The sequence below is a fragment of the Marinomonas gallaica genome (assembly GCF_049821165.1).
In the GTDB taxonomy this organism is placed as follows: Bacteria; Pseudomonadota; Gammaproteobacteria; order Pseudomonadales; family Marinomonadaceae; genus Marinomonas; species Marinomonas gallaica.
On record NZ_CP187511.1, the window covers coordinates 2,549,435 to 2,569,325 of the forward strand.

At 44.7% G+C, this 19,891-nt stretch carries 19 protein-coding genes; 11 read left to right on the forward strand and 8 right to left on the reverse strand.

Translation table 11 applies throughout. From position 1 onward, the window contains the following. The first annotated feature begins 9 nt into the window (after nucleotides 1-9). The 6 genes from pepN (at nucleotide 10) to ACPUEK_RS11955 (ending at nucleotide 9,888) form a co-directional block, all read left to right on the forward strand. A complete protein-coding gene (gene pepN, locus ACPUEK_RS11930) occupies nucleotides 10-2,643 on the forward strand; it encodes an aminopeptidase N (RefSeq protein ID WP_425640891.1) in 2,634 nt (877 codons plus the stop codon). A 123-nt stretch (nucleotides 2,644-2,766) separates the two neighbouring features. Then, nucleotides 2,767-4,479 carry a hypothetical protein gene (locus tag ACPUEK_RS11935; protein WP_425640892.1) on the forward strand — a complete coding sequence of 571 codons (1,713 nt, stop codon included), beginning with the start codon at nucleotides 2,767-2,769 and terminating at the stop codon, nucleotides 4,477-4,479. Nucleotides 4,480-4,601: 122 nt separating this feature from the next. Beyond that, entirely contained in the window at nucleotides 4,602-8,330 is a 3,729-nt protein-coding gene (metH, locus tag ACPUEK_RS11940) for a methionine synthase (RefSeq protein ID WP_425640893.1), read from the forward strand. Beyond that, nucleotides 8,317-8,772 (forward strand): hypothetical protein, encoded by a 456-nt coding sequence (locus tag ACPUEK_RS11945; RefSeq protein WP_425640894.1) that lies wholly within the window; start codon nucleotides 8,317-8,319, stop codon nucleotides 8,770-8,772. Before metH ends, ACPUEK_RS11945 begins: the two co-directional genes overlap by 14 nt. Before the next feature lie 4 nt (nucleotides 8,773-8,776). After that, nucleotides 8,777-9,385 carry a cob(I)yrinic acid a,c-diamide adenosyltransferase gene (gene cobO / locus ACPUEK_RS11950; RefSeq protein WP_067038213.1) on the forward strand — a complete coding sequence of 203 codons (609 nt, stop codon included), beginning with the start codon at nucleotides 8,777-8,779 and terminating at the stop codon, nucleotides 9,383-9,385. Nucleotides 9,386-9,570: 185 nt separating this feature from the next. Continuing rightward, nucleotides 9,571-9,888, forward strand: coding sequence for a RidA family protein (locus tag ACPUEK_RS11955; protein ID WP_425643035.1), 318 nt, complete (start codon nucleotides 9,571-9,573; stop codon nucleotides 9,886-9,888). Nucleotides 9,889-9,894: 6 nt separating this feature from the next. On the opposite strand, the gene ACPUEK_RS11960 is transcribed toward ACPUEK_RS11955, so the two are convergent. The 5 genes from ACPUEK_RS11960 to ACPUEK_RS11980 form a co-directional block, all read right to left on the reverse strand. Continuing rightward, the gene (locus ACPUEK_RS11960) at nucleotides 9,895-10,395 is read right to left on the reverse strand and encodes a Crp/Fnr family transcriptional regulator (protein WP_425640895.1); all 501 of its coding nucleotides are present in this window, start codon (nucleotides 10,393-10,395) and stop codon (nucleotides 9,895-9,897) included. A 140-nt stretch (nucleotides 10,396-10,535) separates the two neighbouring features. Then, a complete protein-coding gene (locus ACPUEK_RS11965) occupies nucleotides 10,536-11,369 on the reverse strand; it encodes an MOSC domain-containing protein (RefSeq protein ID WP_425640896.1) in 834 nt (277 codons plus the stop codon). Between the two features lie 143 nt (nucleotides 11,370-11,512). Next, the gene (locus ACPUEK_RS11970; protein ID WP_067220059.1) at nucleotides 11,513-12,679 is read right to left on the reverse strand and encodes a type III PLP-dependent enzyme; all 1,167 of its coding nucleotides are present in this window, start codon (nucleotides 12,677-12,679) and stop codon (nucleotides 11,513-11,515) included. Nucleotides 12,680-12,931: 252 nt separating this feature from the next. After that, nucleotides 12,932-13,351 carry a DUF6691 family protein gene (locus ACPUEK_RS11975; protein ID WP_425640897.1) on the reverse strand — a complete coding sequence of 140 codons (420 nt, stop codon included), beginning with the start codon at nucleotides 13,349-13,351 and terminating at the stop codon, nucleotides 12,932-12,934. 10 nt (nucleotides 13,352-13,361) lie between these two features. Then, nucleotides 13,362-13,760 carry a YeeE/YedE family protein gene (locus ACPUEK_RS11980; protein ID WP_425640898.1) on the reverse strand — a complete coding sequence of 133 codons (399 nt, stop codon included), beginning with the start codon at nucleotides 13,758-13,760 and terminating at the stop codon, nucleotides 13,362-13,364. A 133-nt stretch (nucleotides 13,761-13,893) separates the two neighbouring features. Between ACPUEK_RS11980 and ACPUEK_RS11985 the strand changes: the two genes are divergently transcribed. Together ACPUEK_RS11985 and ACPUEK_RS11990 are read left to right on the forward strand one after the other, a co-directional pair. Further along, nucleotides 13,894-14,325 carry a DUF6942 family protein gene (locus ACPUEK_RS11985; RefSeq protein ID WP_425640899.1) on the forward strand — a complete coding sequence of 144 codons (432 nt, stop codon included), beginning with the start codon at nucleotides 13,894-13,896 and terminating at the stop codon, nucleotides 14,323-14,325. Beyond that, nucleotides 14,318-14,758 carry a TerB family tellurite resistance protein gene (locus ACPUEK_RS11990; protein WP_417506230.1) on the forward strand — a complete coding sequence of 147 codons (441 nt, stop codon included), beginning with the start codon at nucleotides 14,318-14,320 and terminating at the stop codon, nucleotides 14,756-14,758. Before ACPUEK_RS11985 ends, ACPUEK_RS11990 begins: the two co-directional genes overlap by 8 nt. A gap of 127 nt (nucleotides 14,759-14,885) precedes the next feature. Here the strand turns inward: ACPUEK_RS11990 and trmJ are convergent, their stop codons facing one another. Next, nucleotides 14,886-15,686 (reverse strand): tRNA (cytosine(32)/uridine(32)-2'-O)-methyltransferase TrmJ, encoded by an 801-nt coding sequence (gene trmJ, locus ACPUEK_RS11995; RefSeq protein ID WP_425640900.1) that lies wholly within the window; start codon nucleotides 15,684-15,686, stop codon nucleotides 14,886-14,888. A gap of 29 nt (nucleotides 15,687-15,715) precedes the next feature. Continuing rightward, nucleotides 15,716-17,008, reverse strand: coding sequence for a J domain-containing protein (locus ACPUEK_RS12000; protein WP_425640901.1), 1,293 nt, complete (start codon nucleotides 17,006-17,008; stop codon nucleotides 15,716-15,718). A gap of 129 nt (nucleotides 17,009-17,137) precedes the next feature. Here ACPUEK_RS12000 and moaC point away from each other — a divergent pair, with 129 nt between their 5' ends. Genes moaC through moaE form a run of 3 tightly spaced genes read left to right on the forward strand, consistent with a single transcriptional unit; the run spans nucleotide 17,138 to nucleotide 18,312 of the window. After that, nucleotides 17,138-17,620 carry a cyclic pyranopterin monophosphate synthase MoaC gene (moaC, locus tag ACPUEK_RS12005; protein ID WP_067038196.1) on the forward strand — a complete coding sequence of 161 codons (483 nt, stop codon included), beginning with the start codon at nucleotides 17,138-17,140 and terminating at the stop codon, nucleotides 17,618-17,620. Beyond that, complete coding sequence (locus ACPUEK_RS12010; RefSeq protein ID WP_067038194.1) at nucleotides 17,613-17,867, forward strand: MoaD/ThiS family protein; 255 nt, start codon at nucleotides 17,613-17,615, stop codon at nucleotides 17,865-17,867. The genes moaC and ACPUEK_RS12010 overlap by 8 nt, the downstream gene beginning before the upstream one ends. A gap of 1 nt (nucleotide 17,868) precedes the next feature. Continuing rightward, entirely contained in the window at nucleotides 17,869-18,312 is a 444-nt protein-coding gene (gene moaE / locus ACPUEK_RS12015; protein ID WP_425640902.1) for a molybdopterin synthase catalytic subunit MoaE, read from the forward strand. A gap of 266 nt (nucleotides 18,313-18,578) precedes the next feature. On the opposite strand, the gene ACPUEK_RS12020 is transcribed toward moaE, so the two are convergent. Then, nucleotides 18,579-19,880: a tyrosine-type recombinase/integrase gene (locus ACPUEK_RS12020; RefSeq protein WP_231872600.1), complete on the reverse strand. Its 1,302-nt coding sequence runs from the start codon at nucleotides 19,878-19,880 to the stop codon at nucleotides 18,579-18,581. Between the last annotated feature and the right edge of the window lie 11 nt (nucleotides 19,881-19,891).

Below are 19,891 nucleotides of genomic sequence, written 5' to 3' on the forward strand. Positions count from 1 at the left end.
AGCCAAATCATGGCAGAGCAACAACCGTCAGCAATTTTTTTAAAAGACTACACAGTTCCAAATTTTCTAATCGATAAAACGGAATTGACGTTTGATTTAGATGAAACACAAACGATTGTTACTTCGCGTTTGCATCTGCGTCGTAACCCTGAGAGTAAGGCTCGTACATCGCCGCTTGAATTGAATGGCGGTGAGGATGTGAAGCTAATTGGTGTGGCGATTGATGATTACACGCTTCCCAAAGCAGAGTACGCAATTAAAAATGACAAGCTAGTAATTACAGCAACGCCTGATGAGTTTGTCCTAACTTGTGAGACGCTGATCGAGCCACAGAATAATACCAAACTTGAAGGGCTGTACCGTTCCTCTTCAATGTTTTGTACCCAATGTGAAGCCGAGGGTTTCCGTCATATTACCTATTACCTAGATCGTCCGGATGTCATGTCAGTGTTCACCACAACCATTATTGCCGATGAGTCACGTTATCCCGTGATGCTGTCAAATGGCAATGAAGTGGCACGTGGCAAAACTGAAGAAGGTAAAACGTTTGTTACTTGGCATGACCCGTTCAAAAAACCTGCGTACTTATTTGCCTTGGTGGCTGGTAATTTAGAAGTGTTGAACGACAGCTTTACAACCATGAGTGGTCGAAAGGTTGCGTTGCAGATCTTTACCGAGAAACACAATATCGACAAAGTTGATTTTGCCATGGACTCTTTAAAACGTTCTATGAAATGGGACGAAGAAGTGTATGGTCGCGAATACGATTTAGATATTTTTATGATCGTTGCTGTTGATGATTTCAATATGGGAGCAATGGAGAACAAAGGCCTTAATATCTTTAACTCCAGTTGTTTATTGGCCAGCCCTGAGACGACGACAGATGATGGCTACTTACGTGTTGAAGCCGTTGTTGCACACGAATACTTTCATAACTGGTCGGGCAACCGCGTTACATGTCGCGATTGGTTTCAGCTGAGCCTTAAAGAAGGTTTTACCGTTTTCCGTGATCAGTCGTTCTCTGCAGATACGCATTCAGACGTCGTAAAACGTGTAGAAGATGTGTCTTTTTTGAAGACTGCGCAGTTTGCCGAAGACGCCAGTCCGATGGCACATCCGATTCGCCCCGCTTCGTTTATTGAGATTTCAAACTTCTACACATTGACGATTTATGAAAAAGGCGCGGAAGTGGTGCGTATGATTCATACGCTATTGGGAGAAGAAGGTTTCCGCAAAGGCTCTGACTTGTATTTTGAGCGTCATGATGGCCAAGCAGTCACTTGTGATGACTTTGTTAATGCGATGGAAGCGGCTAACGATGTTGATTTGAGTCAGTTTAAGCGTTGGTATTCTCAAGCAGGCACACCTCGTTTACAGGTCACAGATCATTATGATGAGCAAGCCCAGACATACCATTTAACCATTGACCAAATTACGCCGCCAACGCCTAACCAGCCGACGAAGTTAGCATTGCATGTACCGGTGAAAGTAGGGCTTGTGGGTCAGAATAACCAAGCGTTAAGCTTTACCTTTGACGGCCAAAGTACCGACGAAGTGGTGTTACATGTTAATGATACTGAACAAACCTATGTGTTTGAGAATGTATCAGAGAAACCCGTACCATCTTTGCTGCGCGGTTTCTCTGCGCCGGTGAAATTGGATTATGCCTACAGCACGGAACAGCTGTTGCAATTGATGTCTGGCGATCCTGATGGTTTTAACCGCTGGAGTGCGTCGCAGCAACTGGCCGTCAATGAACTTAATGGTTTTGTTGAGCAGTTCCAACAAGGCGAAGCGTTATCAACTGAAACGCGTCTAGTCGACGGGTTTAAATCATTGCTTGCAGATGAAACACTCGACCCCGCGATGGTGGCATTAATCTTGTCACTACCAAGCCAAGCCTATTTGTCTGAGTTAGCCGTTAAAATTGATCCGCAAGCCATTAAAGCGGCTCGCGAGCACCTTCGTCAACTGGCTGCTCAGGCTTTAGAAACCGAGTTCAAACAGGTGTACGAAAGCAACACAGTAACTGGTGACTATCAAGCAAGTGCTGAGCAAATCGCTAAGCGCTCATTGAAAAATGCCGCCTTGATGTACTGGGTGGCATCAGGCAGTGCTGAAGCGAAAAGTGCGGCGGTCCGTCAGTACCGCAATGCGGATAATATGACGGATCAGTTTGCAGCATTAATTTGCATTGTGCACTTTGAACTAGCGGAAGCAGATGAGTTGCTAAACGCCTTCTTCGAGCAATGGAAGCATGAATCATTAGTGGTTAATAAATGGCTAATGCTGAGTGCTGCACGTGAACAAGATAACGGCCTTGAGCAAATCAAGCAGTTAATGCTTCATCCCAACTTTGACATCAAGAATCCAAATAAACTGCGTGCGGTGATGGGTGGTCTTGGTCAGAATGTGGCGACGTTCCACAACCTTGATGGCAGCGGATATGCGTTTTTGGCAGACCAAATTATTCTGATGAATAAGCGTAATCCGCAAATTGCATCGCGCTTGTGTACACCATTGACGCGTTGGCAACGCATGGTGCCAGCATTAGCTGAGAAAATGAAAGCAGAATTGGAGCGAATCGCAAGAGAAGATCTCTCCAAAGATGTTTATGAGGTGGTATCTAAAAGCCTTGCTTAAATAATAGAAAAGCGCTGGTCATACCAGCGCTTTTTTTTGTAAGGTAAACGTCAAGTAAGCACACTACAATAAAATGAATACCTTTCGGAAGTAAGAAAATTAGCTGGAGTGGGAGTAATAATAATGAAAAAGCCATATCGCTATGTTGTGCCGGTCGCTTTAGGTGTTGCCTTATCTGCCTGTAGCACCCAAACAACATATCAAGACAGCGCTGTTCAACAAACCAAGTTGCATTCTGTGCCAGCGGCTTCTGAAAATACTTCCGAACATGTTTCATCTTCAGATAATCGTTCTGAAATGGAAGCATTGCGTCAACAATTAACTGAGAATGCCGATCAAATGGCTCGTTTGACGGCTAAGTTAGATGATAAAGATCGCCAGCTTTCTCAGTTAATGCAGGGAGATAAAGAAGCCAGCTTGCTACTTCAGATGCGTCAGATCGAAGCTGAGCGTGATGCCTTGGAAATTCAGTATAATCAACTGCGCTTGGAGAACGATCGACTCACAGCTAAAATTGAGCGTTTAGAAAATGACGTTCAGATTGCTCAACAGACGATATCAGAGCGTAAAGTCGATTTTATGGAGCTTAATAAAAGCTTCAGAACGTTAGACAGCGCGCATTTTGCTTTGTCAAAAGATTATCGAGATCTTTCTGTTGAGCATGCGCACCTTAAAAGTCAGTATAAAATGCTGCAAGACAAAAATCTCCAGTTAGCTGAAACCTTGGACACCTTAGGGCAAGAGAATTTGACGCTTGGTGGTGCATTGTCAGAGGCGCGTGCTCAGCACCAAGTACTGTGGGACAAAATTCGCGTACAAAGCAATGTTATTGATACGTTGCAAAATCAAAATGCCGAGTTGCACCGAAAAGGGCGGCTTGTTATTGCGGCGGATGATTCAGCCCCCGAGGCGGATGATAATAGCGCGCAATTAGAAGCGAAAGTAGCGCGATTGCAGGCTGAACTGTCGGCGCAAAACAATTTGATTTCAGGCTACCAATCCGATGTCGTGAAATTAGAAGCGGCGCTTCAGCGTCAAGAGGATGATTTGGGTAATCAGCTGCAATCACTGGAGTCTACCTATCAAACCGCAGCGCAGCGCAATCGTGAGCTTGAACGTGAGTTGGCACAGCTTAAACAGAAATTGGCATCACAAGAAACCAAGGCTGAGAGCTTGGCTCAGGAACTGCAATCAAGCGCAGCCGAAAAACAGCAAATGATGGCTCAACTCGCAGAGCTTAGAGCGCGCAATGATTCCTCTGCCCAAGCAATTAAAACACTACAAGCTCAATCTTCTGTGCAGGCCGAAGAAAAAGCCTTGCTTGAGAATCAAGTGAACAACTTGATTCCCTTTGAAGGAGCAGTTTTATCACTTCAAAACCAACTTAAAAGCGAGCTGACCAATGTTCGCTGGTCGCTGCCGACCTCTGCGAATCTTCATGATACGTTTGAAATACAGTTGTCAGCCGATGTGGCGAGCCCTGTGCAAGGCCAAACTTATTACGCCGAGCTGTTTGTCGACAGTGCATTGAATATGATGAGTGCCGCTGAAGCCGAGTCCACTCTTAATCAAGGTCAGCTGAATTTTCGTTGGCGTTTAAGTGGTTTAAATGAGCGTCCCAATGCAACCATGAATGTTTCTGTTACACAAGAAGTGAATTATGACGGTGAAATTATCTTGCGTAAGATTTACCGAGACACTGAAAGTGTCGAGTTGATTTCTACTGATTGGCTTAATAAATATGGCTTTTGGGGAGCTGCAATCTTGGGTGGCTTGCTGTTAGGCTTTGCTGTTGGAAAGTTAGGTCAAAGCAATCGTTCTGAAAGACGCGTCTAAGCAATTGCCATGCTTGATCGCGCCACTGATCCACAATCACTCAACTTGCCATTACTAAAATTCAACCACTAAGGGTGCGGGTTTGCTATAGTACGCTCGCATAAATTTTAGAGGTAGTGACAGTGGTTAAGTCTGATTCGTATGACGTTATCGAAAGTCGTTTAAAAGATAATATCCTAATTCTGGACGGTGGTATGGGTACCATGATCCAGAGTTATAAATTTGAAGAGCAGGATTATCGTGGCGAGCGCTTTAGCGATTGGCATAGTGAATTAAAAGGCAACAATGACTTACTGTCATTAACTCAGCCTCAAGTCATTAAGGCGATTCATTCAGCGTATCTTGAAGCGGGCTCAGATATTATTGAGACCAATACGTTCAACGCCAACTCCATTTCAATGCTTGATTACCATATGGAATCACTCAGCTATGAAATTAATTTTGAGGCTGCGAAGTTAGCTCGTGAAGCAGCGGATGAATTCACCGCACAAAACCCAAATAAACCTCGTTTCGTAGCCGGTGCAGTGGGACCTACCAGCCGTACTTGCACCATCTCGCCAGATGTCAATGATCCTGGCTATCGTAACGTAACGTTTGATGAGCTGGTGAATGCCTATACCACTTCGATTGATGGTTTAATCAAAGGTGGCGCCGATTTATTATTGATCGAAACCATTTTCGATACGTTGAATGCGAAAGCTGCGATCTTCGCTGCGCTGCAATACTTTGAAGATCACAATATGCGTTACCCGATTATGATTTCCGGTACCATTACCGATGCATCAGGGCGCACGCTGTCGGGGCAAACAACCGAAGCCTTCTGGAACTCTATATCTCACGCACGACCTATATCCGTGGGTCTTAACTGTGCCTTGGGGCCTAAAGATCTTCGCCAATACGTGGAAGAGTTATCCAATATCGCTGATACCTACGTCTCAGCTCACCCGAATGCGGGCTTACCAAATGCCTTTGGTGAATACGATGAGTCGCCAGAAGAAATGCTGGAAGAAATTCAGTCTTGGGCGGATTCGGGCTTCTTGAATATCATTGGTGGCTGTTGTGGTACTGAGCCTGCCCACATTAAAGCGTTTGCTGATGCATTTTTAAATGCAGCGCCTCGTGCAATTCCAGATATTCCTAAAGAATGTCGCCTTGCTGGTCTTGAACCCTTTAATATCAGTGATCAAAGCTTGTTTGTGAACGTAGGTGAGCGAACCAACGTAACCGGCTCAGCGATGTTTAAACGCCTTATTAAAGAAGGCGATTTTGATACAGCGCTAGATGTCGCTCGCCAGCAAGTTGAAAACGGTGCTCAGATCATCGACATCAACATGGACGAAGGTATGTTGGATTCAGAGGCGGCCATGGAACGCTTCTTGAAGTTGATTGCCTCTGAACCAGACATCTCTCGTGTGCCGATTATGCTGGATTCCTCTAAGTGGGAAATCTTAGAGACGGGTTTAAAAAACATCCAAGGTAAGGGTGTTGTGAACTCGATCAGTATGAAAGAAGGCGAAGAAAAGTTCATTGAACAAGCCAAGCTGCTGATGAAGTATGGCGCCGCGGTAATCGTGATGGCTTTTGATGAAGTAGGTCAAGCCGATACACGCGAGCGTAAAATCGAAATTTGTCGTCGTTCATACGATATCTTAGTGAACCAAGTTGGTTTTCCGCCAGAAGACATTATTTTTGATCCAAATATCTTTGCCATCGCAACGGGTATTGAGGAGCATAACCGCTACGCATTGGATTTTATTGAGGCGACAGCGGATATTAAACGCGAACTGCCGTATGCCAAAGTGTCTGGTGGTGTATCGAACGTGTCCTTCTCGTTCCGTGGTAACAATCCAGTTCGTGAAGCCATTCATGCAGTATTCTTGTATCACGCCATTAAAAATGGCATGACAATGGGTATTGTTAACGCTGGTCAGTTAGCCGTTTATGAAGACATTCCTGTGCGTCTGCGTGACGCGGTAGAAGATGCTGTATTGAACCGTACGCCGGATGCAACGGATAACTTGCTGGCCATTGCAGGTGAGTTTGTGGGCACGGGCGAAGCGGTTGAAAAAGAAACGCAAGAGTGGCGAGGTTTACCCGTTGGTGAGCGTCTGACTCACGCTTTAGTAAAAGGCATCACGGAATTCATTGATGATGATACCGAAGAAGCTAGACAACTGTTTGATCGACCGCTACAGGTGATTGAAGGGCCATTGATGGATGGCATGAGCGTAGTGGGGGATCTATTTGGTTCCGGTAAGATGTTCTTGCCTCAGGTGGTCAAATCCGCACGTGTTATGAAAAAAGCGGTCGCTTACTTGATGCCGTTTATCGAAGAAGAGAAGCTGCGTAACAAGTCAACGGCGTCATCCAGTGCTGGTAAAGTTATCATGGCCACCGTAAAAGGCGACGTGCACGATATCGGTAAAAACATCGTAGGTGTGGTCCTTCAATGTAATAACTTTGAAGTGATTGATCTGGGTGTCATGGTGTCTTCTGAAAAGATTTTGCGTACTGCGAAAGAAGAAAATGCAGATATTATTGGTTTGTCTGGTTTGATCACACCTTCCTTGGACGAAATGGTGCACGTTGCTAAAGAAATGCAACGACAAGATTTCCATATCCCTGTGATGATCGGTGGGGCGACAACGTCTAAAGCCCATACCGCCGTTAAGATCGAGCAAAACTATAAAAACAACCAAGTTGTCCATGTGACCAATGCGTCGCGCAGTGTTAGCGTTGCCAGCGCCTTGGTAACCAAAGATGAAGAGCGTCGTGCGAAGTTTATTGCCGAAGTTCAAGACGATTATGAAAAAACACGTATACGTTATAAAGACCGTGCCAAAGCAGGGCGTCGCGTATCGCTTGATAAAGCGCGCTTAAATAAAACGCCCATTGATTTCTCAAGCATCAAAACGCCAAACAAATTGGGTGTCACGGTGTTCGACGCGGCTGACATCGATTTTAATGAAGTGCAGAACTACATTGATTGGACGCCATTTTTCCAAACGTGGGAGTTGGCGGGGGCTTACCCTCGAATCCTAACGGATAACGTTGTTGGTGAAGAAGCAACGCGCTTGTTTCAAGACGCTAAAGAAATGTTGGCTACGGTTATTAATGAAGGTTGGTTGGACGCCAAAGCAATTGTTGGCTTGTTCCCAGCGAATCAGGTCAATGATGACGATGTTGCGATTTACTCCGATGAAAGTCGTGAAAGTGAAGTGATGCGCCTGAACTTTTTGCGTAATCAGAATGAGCTGACAGCCGCTGGCAAATATAACCAGTGTTTGTCTGATTTCGTAGCACCAAAAGAGCAGGGTAATGATTACATTGGTGCGTTCGCATGTGCGGCAGGTTTTGGGATTGACCCGATTGTCGCCCGTTTTGAGGCCGATCATGATGACTATAATTCGATTATGATTAAAGCGGTTGCTGACCGATTAGCAGAAGCAACGGCTGAGTACCTTCACCTTAAAGTACGTAAAGAGCTTTGGGGTTACGCGTCGGATGAGTCTTTGACAAACGAAGAGCTGATTAAAGAACGCTATAAAGGGATTCGACCTGCACCGGGCTACCCAGCTTGTCCTGATCATACTGAGAAAGACAAGTTATGGCAGCTGCTAGATGTGGAGGCAAAGACTGGTATCAACCTCACGGAAAGTTATGCAATGTTGCCGACGGCTGCAGTCAGTGGCTGGTATTTTGGTAACGAAGAAAGTAATTACTTCGGTGTTGGTAAAATTGGTCCAGACCAAGTGGATAGTTACGCAGAGCGCAAAGGTATGAGCAAAGACGATGCTGAGCGTTGGTTAGCACCTAATTTAGGATATGATCCAGAGGATGACCGCATCTAATTCCCCTTTCTCTCTGCAAGCAAATGTCTTGCTGCCGATCCCAAGCCTTATGGCTTGGGATCTTTTAACGTCTCCTACTCAATATCAATGGAACCGCGCTTTTCAGAAGTTTGAAGCGAGCTTGGGGTTCCATACCGGCTCAAAGTTGCAATTAACGCTTCAATCATTGCGAGGACCGTTATCATTGGTTGCGGAAGTGGTTGAATCGACTCCGGGTAAATTGCTTACTTTCGAGAGTTCGTTTCGATGTCTGTTTTGTAGACATCATGAGAATTGGTCATTTACGTTTATTGAAGAGTCGTCTTCAGCGGTATGCTTAACAATTCGATACAGTTTATCGGGTGCCTTCGCTGCAAGGGTTTGGGATGAAAAGAAATTAATCGTAAAAAACATATTAAATTTATGGTTAGAAAGTATTAAGCAACAAGCTAAGAGGATGTAGAGCTATGGCTAAAGCAATTCATGATCCAGAGAAGCATGCCGAGCGCATGCAAAAAATCAAACAGCACGTTGATAAGCGCATTGAAAAAGCCCAAGAAGAGAAGGGTACGTTTGTGCTATTAACGGGTAACGGTAAAGGTAAGTCTAGCTCGGCATTAGGTATGGTGGCACGTGCGTTAGGCCACAATATGAAGGTAGGTGTTGTGCAGTTTCTTAAGGGTGAGTGGAACACCGGTGAGATCGACTTTTTCAAAGCCCACCCGAGCGTAACGTGGCATATAATGGATACGGGCTTTACTTGGGAGAGTCAGAATCGTGAACAAGATATTACCAGTTCGGTTCAAACTTGGGCGAAAGCAGAAGCTCTATTGGCAGATGAAGAATACGATCTGGTTGTATTAGATGAACTGACGTATTTGTTGCATTACGAATACCTTGATGCCGACAATGTGCTGAAAGCGCTTATGAATCGCCCATTGATGCAGCATTTAGTTGTAACTGGCCGCGGTGCGAGTGATGAGCTGATTGAGCTAGCTGATACGGTCAGCGAAATCAAAGAAATAAAGCATGCCTTCAAGCGTGGTATTAAAGCGCAAAAAGGCCTTGAATATTAATAGGCCGCAGAAAACTTGGCAAGAGATAGTCGATTCAGCTTCCAGTGTTTATCTTTGCAGTGTTATAGCATTGCTTTCCAATAGATTTCAGTTTAATAAACTGTATTTTGCCTGTTAAGATAGGCTTTTTAACTTAATGGAGAAAGCCAGTGTCAAGCATTGAACGTCAAGAAGTCAGCCAGCGCATGAGTCGTATTGTTAAGCATAATGGTATAGTGTTTTTATGTGGTCAAGTGGCGGCTGATGCCAATACGGATATCACTGAACAGACGCAAACTATGCTCGATAAAGTAGATATTTTACTTGAGCAAGCAGGTTCAGATCGCGAGCACATGCTTTCAGCAACCATTTATGTACGAGACATGAAAGACTTCGCTGCGATGAATGCTGTTTGGGATGCGTGGGTTCCCGAAGGTCACGCGCCAGCAAGAGCTTGCGTTGAAGCTAGAATGGCGCGTCCTGAATTGTTAGTAGAAATCTCTGTTGTTGCTGCAGAGAAATAAGCTATTTTAATGTTTGCTTAAATCAACGCTAATACCAGCGTCGGCCAGTGTACGGCTCAATACTTGAACGTTGCGAGCCATATCTCGTGAAAGATTTAATATCAAAATTCCAAAATCGAACGCGAAGCGATCGTGGAATTCACCAAACACGTTGTAGTCGATTTTCAATAGCACTGAATCTGTTTCTGCGACGGCATGGCCGTTGCGGGATGACAGTGAAATCATTGTTACATACCCAAGCGCTTGCCCAAACGATACTCTACGAATAAGTGATGATGCATCATCGCTATCACGGTAATAGCAGAGGGTGCCTTCAATAATGACGTAAAAGTTGTCGCCTTTGTCATCATCTTTGAAAAGCTGCTCCCCAGCTTTAAGCTCTATTAGGTCTCCTCTATGAACTAAATATTCAATAGAAGAAGTACTAAGCGCACCAAATATTGATCCTGTCTTTAACGTCTCTGGGCTGAGATCGTAAGGGCAGTTTTTAGCGTTGACTGTATTCATAACAATCACCTCCCTATGAATTAAGCTTATGCTTGAACCCAGCAATTAACCATATACTTTCCATAGAGTTTCGTTTCAAACCGTAATCAAACTAATTCATTGTTCAATTTAAATGTATAAACTGCGTAAGCAACATCTCATTAACGCTTATCTGTGTAAGCGTATGGTGTTTGATATTCAAGTATTTCGACCTCATCACCAACCGCGATTACTCCCTCGTTTTCAGTCACAAGATTGACCCCAAAAGTAACGCCTTCTTTATCAAATAAGCGATATTTTGCTAAAGTTCGAAGTGGTTCACCTTTTGGGCTACGTTCAGCAGTATCAGGATCTAATGTTATGAAAAGGCACCTTACGCAGGGTTTCACATTTTCAAAAATGACATCACCAATACGTATGCGTTTCCATGTGTCTTCGTTAAAGGCTTCGTTGCCGGAGATAACAATATTGGGCCGAAAGCGTTCCATCTCGTTTATTTGGGGGCCGCTTTTATTTAGATCATCTAATGAGGCTTGGGTAGTCAACAGAAACGGATAGCCGTCGGCAAAGGCAACTGGCTGATCAGGTCTGCGGCTGGTAAAGCGTGTCGAATGCTCACCAAAATACACAAGTTCAACCGGTTGATTCAGTAATTCGCTAAACCAAGCATTTGCTGAAGGATGGGTAATGTTCGCTGAAACAGGCTTTTCCCATATTTCGGTCTCTCGATATTCATTTGTAAACGTCTCAATCTCTAAAGGTAGAGGATTGCTCATGCTCGGGTGCGTTAATACTAGGCCATGTTGCACCGATTTGGCATCAATCAGCGTTAATTGTGGGTATTCTCGTGCGGTTAGGAATAGACCTTCTTTATTGATAACCATAAAGCGTCGGTCAAATAGCAAGCCGCTTTGAGTGACTGGAGATGCTTGAAGCGGAGCAGCTTGGCAAGATTTAACGGGGTAAATATAGAGGCCTGAAACGATAAGGGACACGACGAATCCTTGCTGCATTGAATGGGTAGTCATTAGATTACTACGTTCAAAAAAGGATAAAAATACCGAATGAAGACAAAAAAGCCCCTCAGGTAAAAACCAGAGGGGCTTTTGGTATTACTTTAGTGAAGTAGGGCACTAAATTAGATGCAGTACGACTTCAATGGTGGGAAACCGTTGAATTCAATCGCGCTGTAAGTGGTTGTGTAAGCGCCTGTGGATAGCCAGTACAACCGATCGCCAATAGCTAGGTTTAGTGGCAGTCCATACTTGTAATGTTCGTACATGATGTCTGCACTGTCACAGGTGGGCCCTGCGATAATAACTTCCTCAAGTTCCCCCGTTTTCTCAACATGAATAGGGTACTTAATGGATTCATCCAGTGTTTCAATCAAGCCAGAGAATTTACCGACATCGGTAAAAATCCAGCGGTTCAATGCTGTATGCGATTTACGTGAAATCAAGACCACTTCACTGACCAAAATGCCGGCATTAGAAATCAGTGAGCGGCCTGGCTCAAGAACAATGCGTGGCATTTTTGCGCCGAAGTCTTCTTCAAGAAAGCGCGTGATCTCTTCAGCATACGTTGCTAAGTCATTTGTTCGACTAATGTAGTTAGCAGGGAAACCGCCACCCATATTAATCATTTGTAATTCGATACCGTCTTCTTTTCTAAGACGTTCGAAGATAAAGCGAACACTCGCGATTGCGGCATCCCATGCGCCGATATCACGTTGCTGGGAGCCTACGTGGAATGACACACCGTAGGGTTCTAAGCCAAGCTCTTTAGCAAGAATCAACAGATCCATGGCCATGTCTGGGCGACAACCAAACTTACGAGACAAAGGCCAGTCAGCGGATACAGTGCCTTCCGTTAAAATGCGTACGTAAATGCGTGAACCAGGTGCGGCTTTTGCAATGTTGCGAAGGTCCGCTTCTGAGTCAGTCGCGAACATACGCACACCTTGCTCATAAAAGTAACGAACATCCGCCGCTTTTTTAATCGTGTTACCGTAACTGACTTGGTCAGGAGATATACCGCCAATAGCAAACAGCTTGTCTAATTCGTAGCGTGAAGCGACATCAAAGTTTGAGCCGCGATCCCGAAGGAGACGTAAAATCTCTGGTGCTGGGTTAGCTTTGATGGCGTAAAACACATCGGCTGTAGGGAAGCCTTTTGTTAGCTCAGTATAAGCCTCGTCAATCATCTGTGTGTCGATGACAACAAAGGGGGTTTCTTTGGTATCAGCAACCGCTTTGATACGGTTGAATTGCTCTGGTGTGTAAAAAGAATGAACGTCAATTGACATGGCGCATTGCTCCTCATCTTGAAAAAACATAATCCGAAAATACGCCTTTACCTCCCTCCATCCTACTTTTGGCTGTTACTTATCCGGCCAATTTGGCCTTAAGCGACGAGCGCAGCAGTTGAAGCGGTGCGGAAAATGTTCAGCAACGACGCGAGGCGAAATTTATGATGCAAAGTGCGCTGCGTCAAGAATTTTTTGTACTTTTTTAAAGATATAAAAAAGGCCCCGAAGAGCCTCTGATTGTATAGTGTTCTAACTATTTTTTCGATGGTTTTGAAAGTGAAATAATCCAGCCCCTGCAATTAATGCTCCGACAAAGTAAACCGCTTCGGTTGGGTTATTGGTAAGTGCCGTTAAGCCTGGTCCAGGGCAGTAGCCACTTAACCCCCAACCTATACCAAACATAGCGGAGCCAATAATCAGGTTTTTATCTATATCCCGGCGCGTTGGCACATACCATTTATCGGCTAACCAAGGTTTCGTGCGGCGGTTACGAATGAGATACCCTAGCATACCTATTGCTACAGCCCCCCCCATAACAAATACTAAGGATGGGTTCCAGTTGCCAAAGATGTCTAAGAATCCAAGTACAATTGCAGGATTTGTCATCTCAGAAACAGCAAGCCCTAAGCCAAATAAAAGACCCGTTAAAAACGTTACAAGTGCGATCATACACAAACTCCTATTTAGTTAGGAACACAGTCAAAATAGCGGTCGCCATAAAGATGACTGTCGCAACAAGAGAACGAGGCGAAAGCCTTGATAGGCCGCACACACCGTGTCCACTGGTGCAGCCACTGCCCATCCTGGTGCCATAACCGACCAATAACCCCGAAACAATCAATAGCAAGGGGTTACGCAGCTCAGGAAAAGGTACAGACGGTTCGATCAATACACCGTATGCACTGCCTCCGATAATAAGCCCAGCGATAAATAAAACTGGTAACAGACGCTCTTTACTAAAAAGTGCTTGTGCCAATATGCTACTGATGCCAACCACCTTGCCGGTGAGTAGTAAATATGCAGCGGTTGAAAGCCCTATTAATAGGCCCCCCATAAGAGGGTAAATGTAAGCATCCATATAGGTTTAGTCTCAAAAAGTGAACTTAATATAAGTATAATCTAATATATTTATTGTGTGTAGTGCCGATTAAGGAAATTGACAAGGAAGCTAGCATCTGTCGTTTTGTTAAAAATAAGCTTATTATCCGTCTATGAATTTCCTATTACCTAACCCACCTATATTACCGGATGGCTGCGCGAACTACCTTCACTGCAGTCCCGTTGATCTCATTTCGATCAATGGCAATCATTGGCGCAAAATTCTCACAATCATTGCAAAATTGAGCGCTAAGCCTGATGAAGATTGGCGTATAGTTAGAGATCAATACATTTGGCAGCGTGTACGTTTGTATTTTTGTTTTAACGACCTACCAAATACTGAGCAATATCTTTTTATTGTCGGTAAAACTTTTGAGAAAGAGTACGCCATTCCATTTGATGGTACGTATTTGGGGGATGAGAAACATCATGCAATCAAAAAAGGGGCGACTTATTGGGTGCCATATTTGGATTATCGGCAGTTTCCCAATGCCCTAATTGACACGCTCCGCCACCAAATTTATCGAGATGAATATTATGATTAACGCCATTAAAAGTCTGTTTAGCTCAGCTCAAGAAGCGGAAGACCCCATAAGCTATCAACGTGCCGTGACGGCGTTGCTACTTGAAGTGATAATTGCCGATAATGAAATTCACCCATATGAAGAGCAGGCAGCAAAGGACGCCATTAAAGCCGTTAGTGATCTAGGCGACGACGTAGACCGTCTTTTTGATGAGGTTAAGAGTACCATTGAAGATGCAAACGACGCCTATCAATTTACCAAAGTTGTTAATGAACAAGCCACACTAGAGCAAAAATTTGAGCTGTTAAAATGCTTATGGCGAGTGGCCTACGCAGATGGCAATCTAGACGCGTACGAAGATCAACGAATTCGTAAAATCAGTGAACTTTTGTTTATGCAGCATTCTGAATTTATTCAGGCTAAGCTTGCTGTGCAAAACGAACATAAAAAATAAGCCTATCAGCCGTCTCTCCGACGGCGATTTGGAGTTATATCCCAGATGAAATCAGGTCGTACGAGCCGTCTCCCGACGGCGATTTAGAATCTGTAGATCCCCGATAGAATCGGGTCGTACATTTAGTTTATTCTTGTTCTTGTTCTTGTTCTTGTTCTTGTTCTTGTTCTTGTTCTTGTTTGGCTTTCTTTACTTCGTGGCTCATGCCTTCGTTTAAGCCTGCTTCGCGATCGACGGCAGCTAGCATGCCTCGTAAGATCCCCAGTTCTTGTTTCTCTGGGCGAGAACGGTTGAAGAAGCGCTTGAGCTTATCCAATACCTTGCCTGGGTGATTGCGTACGACAAAGTTAATGCCATACAGAGTTTCTTCTAGGTGCTCGTAGAATAAGTCCATTTCCTTTTTGCGCGGATACTCAGGAACAGACTTCTCGTGCATGGTTTCATTTTGGTGTGCCATCCAAATTTCGTAGGAGACGATTTGTACAGCTTGAGAGATATTAAGCACAGGGTATTCATCGTTTGCGTCAATGTACACTTGGCGGTGACACTGAGCAATTTCATCGTTTAATAGGCCCATTGTCTCGCGGCCAAACAAAATCGCAATGTTATGATCTTTCGCTTCTGGAATAACCGCTTCTGCACACTCGCGCGCATTCATAATTGGCAGCTGGAAAGTACGATGACGGGCACTGGTTCCGATGACAAGGCTGCAATCAGAAATGGCTTCTTCAAGCGTATTAACGACCGTTGCATTTTCGAGTAAATCGACGGCACCGGCTGCACGGCTCGTTGCTTCTTCAGAAGGGTAATCATTTGGGTCTACTAAATATAAATTAGAAAGCCCCATGTTCTTCATGGCGCGAGCGATAGCGCCAATATTACCTGGGTGGAATGTGTTGATTAGGACAATGCGAATATTGCTGAGCATGAAAATGGTAACTCGTTTACGTTATCGGATTACGGCGAAGTGAGATTTCTAAGTGTGAGCGATTGTTCAGTGCTGGCGAAAGTCACCTGATCCAACACGACACGTTGTTGCTCATCAAAGAGAAAACGCTGGCAAGCCTGATGATACAGCGAACCTGTCTCCAACACCAACCGGTAGTTACCTTTCGGTATAAAGTTGGCGGCAAAGGGTTGATTGGCATGTAGGTAGACAGAAAAGGGGGGTTGTCCCTCTAATGACTGAAAGGTTAGTAGGCTAGAAGTAGGCAGTTGGTTCAAGATACGCAAACGGCTGTTACCGGACGCATCACCTATTACTTGACCATGACTTGGGGCGATACCTGGATGGCCAATGCAACCAGTTTGCAACGCATTTGCAGCGCTTCCAAATGCAAAGTTTTCGGCTTTCGCCCACCCAGTCGAACCATTGTAGCTCAGGGTCAGCCAATCACTGTCTGCTTTTAAAACTTTTACATCTTTCATACTCGGGATTGCCGTCTTAATAGAGGAGGCGACACTGGGCTCAGTAAATAAGCGGGTGTCTCGTAGCGTATAGTGCTCCCCCAATTGATATTGGGGATACAAACCGCTGATGTACGCTGCTCCGGTATTATCTTGGTCTGTGTCGAGTAATTCATCAAAAAAAGCGGCACTGTAAAGCCCCATTGTAAACGTTGCAATGTAGGTGCATGCAACAAAAGCGGATTTTGCTGCATTAAGACGAATGGATTTTTTGACTGGTTTAGAGCGCGTATTAGCGTCTTGGTGAGTCGTGAAAGAGGGGTCTGAATGCGCTTGGCTTTGTGGTTGATCCGCGGAGGACTCGTACTCAGCATAGCCTTGCTCAGTTGTTTGCGTATTGTCCGTTTTACGCATTTCTTCATAGAGCGCATTCATTCTGCGTTGGTGCAAGGTGCTACGGGCTGCTTTTAGCGCTTCTTCACGCGCTCTTTCTTGCCCAGCATTGCCACGTTTCATTTCCTCGTAGGCGCGTTGTTGCTCTTTAACGTATTCCTTTTGTTTTACATCGCTTTCAAATTCATGGCGTGTAAAATCCGACTTATTCGAACGAGTTGCACGTTCAGTAAACGAGTAAGGCTCCCAACTTTGTCCCTGACTTCGCTTAATAGCGGATAAAACATTTTGATACGCGTCATGAATACGTTGGAAGTGTTCGGTTGTGTCTTGTCCTGGGTTCTTATCAGGATGAAAGCGACGCGCTAAGCGACGGTAGGCGGCTTTGGCTTCCTGCTCCGTTGCATTGGTGGGCAATTCAAGAAGATTAAAATCGTCGATTAGGCTCATAGGTTCAACTTACGTCAATTTGCATGCATTATGCCTTAATAACGTCTGAGTACAAAGACGTAGTCTGTTCAGGGCTTGATTTGTCCTGAAGATTTGCCACTATAGGCATTTTTTGACGGCAGTAGTGATATGAGCGACACATTGACCCATCTAGATGCGAACGGCAACGCACACATGGTTGACGTAAGTGACAAAGAAATTACCAAGAGAACAGCCACGGCTCGCTCTGTAGTTAAAATGCTACCAACCACATTGAAAAAAGTCATTGAAGGTGGTTTGCCGAAAGGGGATGTGTTGGCGACAGCGCGTATCGCGGGCATTCAAGCAGCGAAAAAGACCCCAGACTTAATTCCATTGTGTCATCCATTGATGCTAACTAAAGTAAACGTAGACATTAATGTACTCGATGATCAACACATCGAGATCCTGTGTACGTGCTCGCTAAGCGGTAAAACGGGTGTTGAGATGGAAGCGTTGACTGGCGCGAGCGTCGCGGCTTTAACGCTTTATGATATGTGCAAGGCCGTTGACAAAGGCATTGTTATTTGTGAAACGGCTTTGTTAGAAAAGCACGGTGGCAAAAGCGGTTCATGGAGCGCAAACAATGGCTAATGTAAAAATTGTATTTTTTGCTTCATTGCGAGAAAACATGCAGTGTGACGAATTAGAAAGAAGTTTCGATGCACCGTTAACGGTCCGTCAGTTAAAGGAGCAACTGGCGTCAGAGCTTAATCAACCTTCTTTATTGACGGAAAAAGTGAAAGCCGCGATCGACTTTGATTTCGCCCGTGACGAAGACCTTATTGATGTTCTCACCGTGAAAGAAGTGGCTTTCTTTCCGCCAGTGACTGGAGGTTAGTATGATCAGTGTTCAAGAAGCCGACTTTCATGTTCAAACTCTCTACGACTCCCTCTGTGTCGCCCACAAAACCGGTGCCGTTGCGATGTTTGTTGGCCGTGTCCGTGATTTTAGCGACGATCCAGCACAATCGAGTTTCATGCTAGAGCATTACCCAGGCATGACTGAGCATAATCTAGTGAAAATTGTTGAAGAAGCGAAGCAGCGTTGGACTCTTTTGGATGTAAAAGTGGTACACCGTGTCGGGAAACTATCAGTCGATGACCAAATCGTCTTTGTAGGCGTTTCATCCGCACATCGTGCTGAAGCATTCGCTGCATGTGATTTCATCATGGATTACCTAAAAAGCCGCGCCGCATTCTGGAAAAAAGAAATCACGCCTGAAAAAGAAGAATGGGTCGAAGCGAAACAGAGCGATGAGGCAAGCTTAAAGCGCTGGAAGTAATGGCGTATTGAAATCAAAAAAATTATTGAGGTTTACGGTGCCTAACTGGTTACGTTTTTTAATGCTCCGGGGTCGAGTACCTTCGCTTTGGTTACTCCGACCTTTATCGCTTATCACTGCTTTTTTACTCGCAACGAAAGCGCCTGAACTGCAAGATTCAACACAACGAACCATTGCTTATGTTGGCCTATCCGTCATTCTATTATGGAGTTTTATTTGGCTGTTATGGCATTTAAAAGATAGGCTTAACAAGCGTTAAAAGTTTATTAATGCGGCTTTAATGTTTTTTTACGCCCGCTGGCATGACGTTCACGGTATTCGGTATCAATATATCGGTCGGTGGTGGCCATGCTGGCGTGGCCTGCGTCTTCTCTCACATGTTCTTTAGGTCGAACTTTTACGTCTTCTGAAATACCCGTATGGCGTAGCCAGTGGACAGTGGCGACACGTAGGTCGTCGGCATCGCTTTTTAGTCCATCATCGCACATACGGTAATAGGCTTGGTCGAAGCAGTTTTGCACGATATTGCGTACTTGCCTTGAACTGGTCATGGCGCCTTGTCCACGAGTTTTGGGGATTAATGCGGTTTGCTCTGCAACGGTTGGTAAATCTGGTAGTTGTCGAAAGCGTCGGTAGCGCGCTAGGGCATTTAGCATTTCATCAGACACGCTTACAAGGCGTTCTTTATTGCCTTTCGATAAGACCTTAAACCACCAATGACCGTCTGAATCTTTAATAAAGTCGCCCATAATGGGTGCGGAACGTTCGTCAGCGACCAATTCCGATATTCGCAAGTACATGCCAAGTAATGCATTCATGATGAACAGAGTGCGCTCATGGGTCGCTGGGTCTTCTTCAGCAAGCAACTCTGCGGTTTCGATCACATAGTCCCACTGTAAGTTTGAAATACGACGCACTTGGCGTCTCGTCACTTCTTTTTTAACAAATTTACTTTTTTGACGAATCAACGCAACGGGATTTTGTTGAACTGCTTCTTCTTGCATTAAAAATCCATAATAAGAGGACAGAATAGAAAAAGTAGCGCGAATAGCTGCTTGAGATAAATTGTAATGTTGTGAAAGTGGCACTTGTCCGTTGCGAAACTCCATCTTAGAGACGTGCGCAACAAACGGGCGCCATTCTTCATTTGGCACGCGTTCGCCCATTTTATTCTTAAAACGCGCCACATTTTTTGTACCGATCCAGTCTTCAGGAGGGGTGTTACAAAAATGAATGAATTCTTCGATCTGATCACGGCGTAAAGATAAAGCTGGTGAGTCCTGTGTACTCCATGACCATAACAGTAGGCGTTCTACTTCACGACGATAAGAGTTGAATGTCGCTTGAGAACCGTTGTAGCTGTAGATAAAGCAAAGCGCGAGCTGTAAGTCCCTTTGATAATCCATTTTTTGGAGTTGCGGAATATCAGCTTTGAGTGGCTCAAGTATCCCATGAAACTGAGTAAAGGGATTGGGAAGGTGCTCTAGATTGTCAATTAACGGCAGGGGAGAGTTCATAACCAGCAAAAACGCCTTATTCAGTCGATACTTAGAGTGAAATAAAATCATAGGTTAGCCCT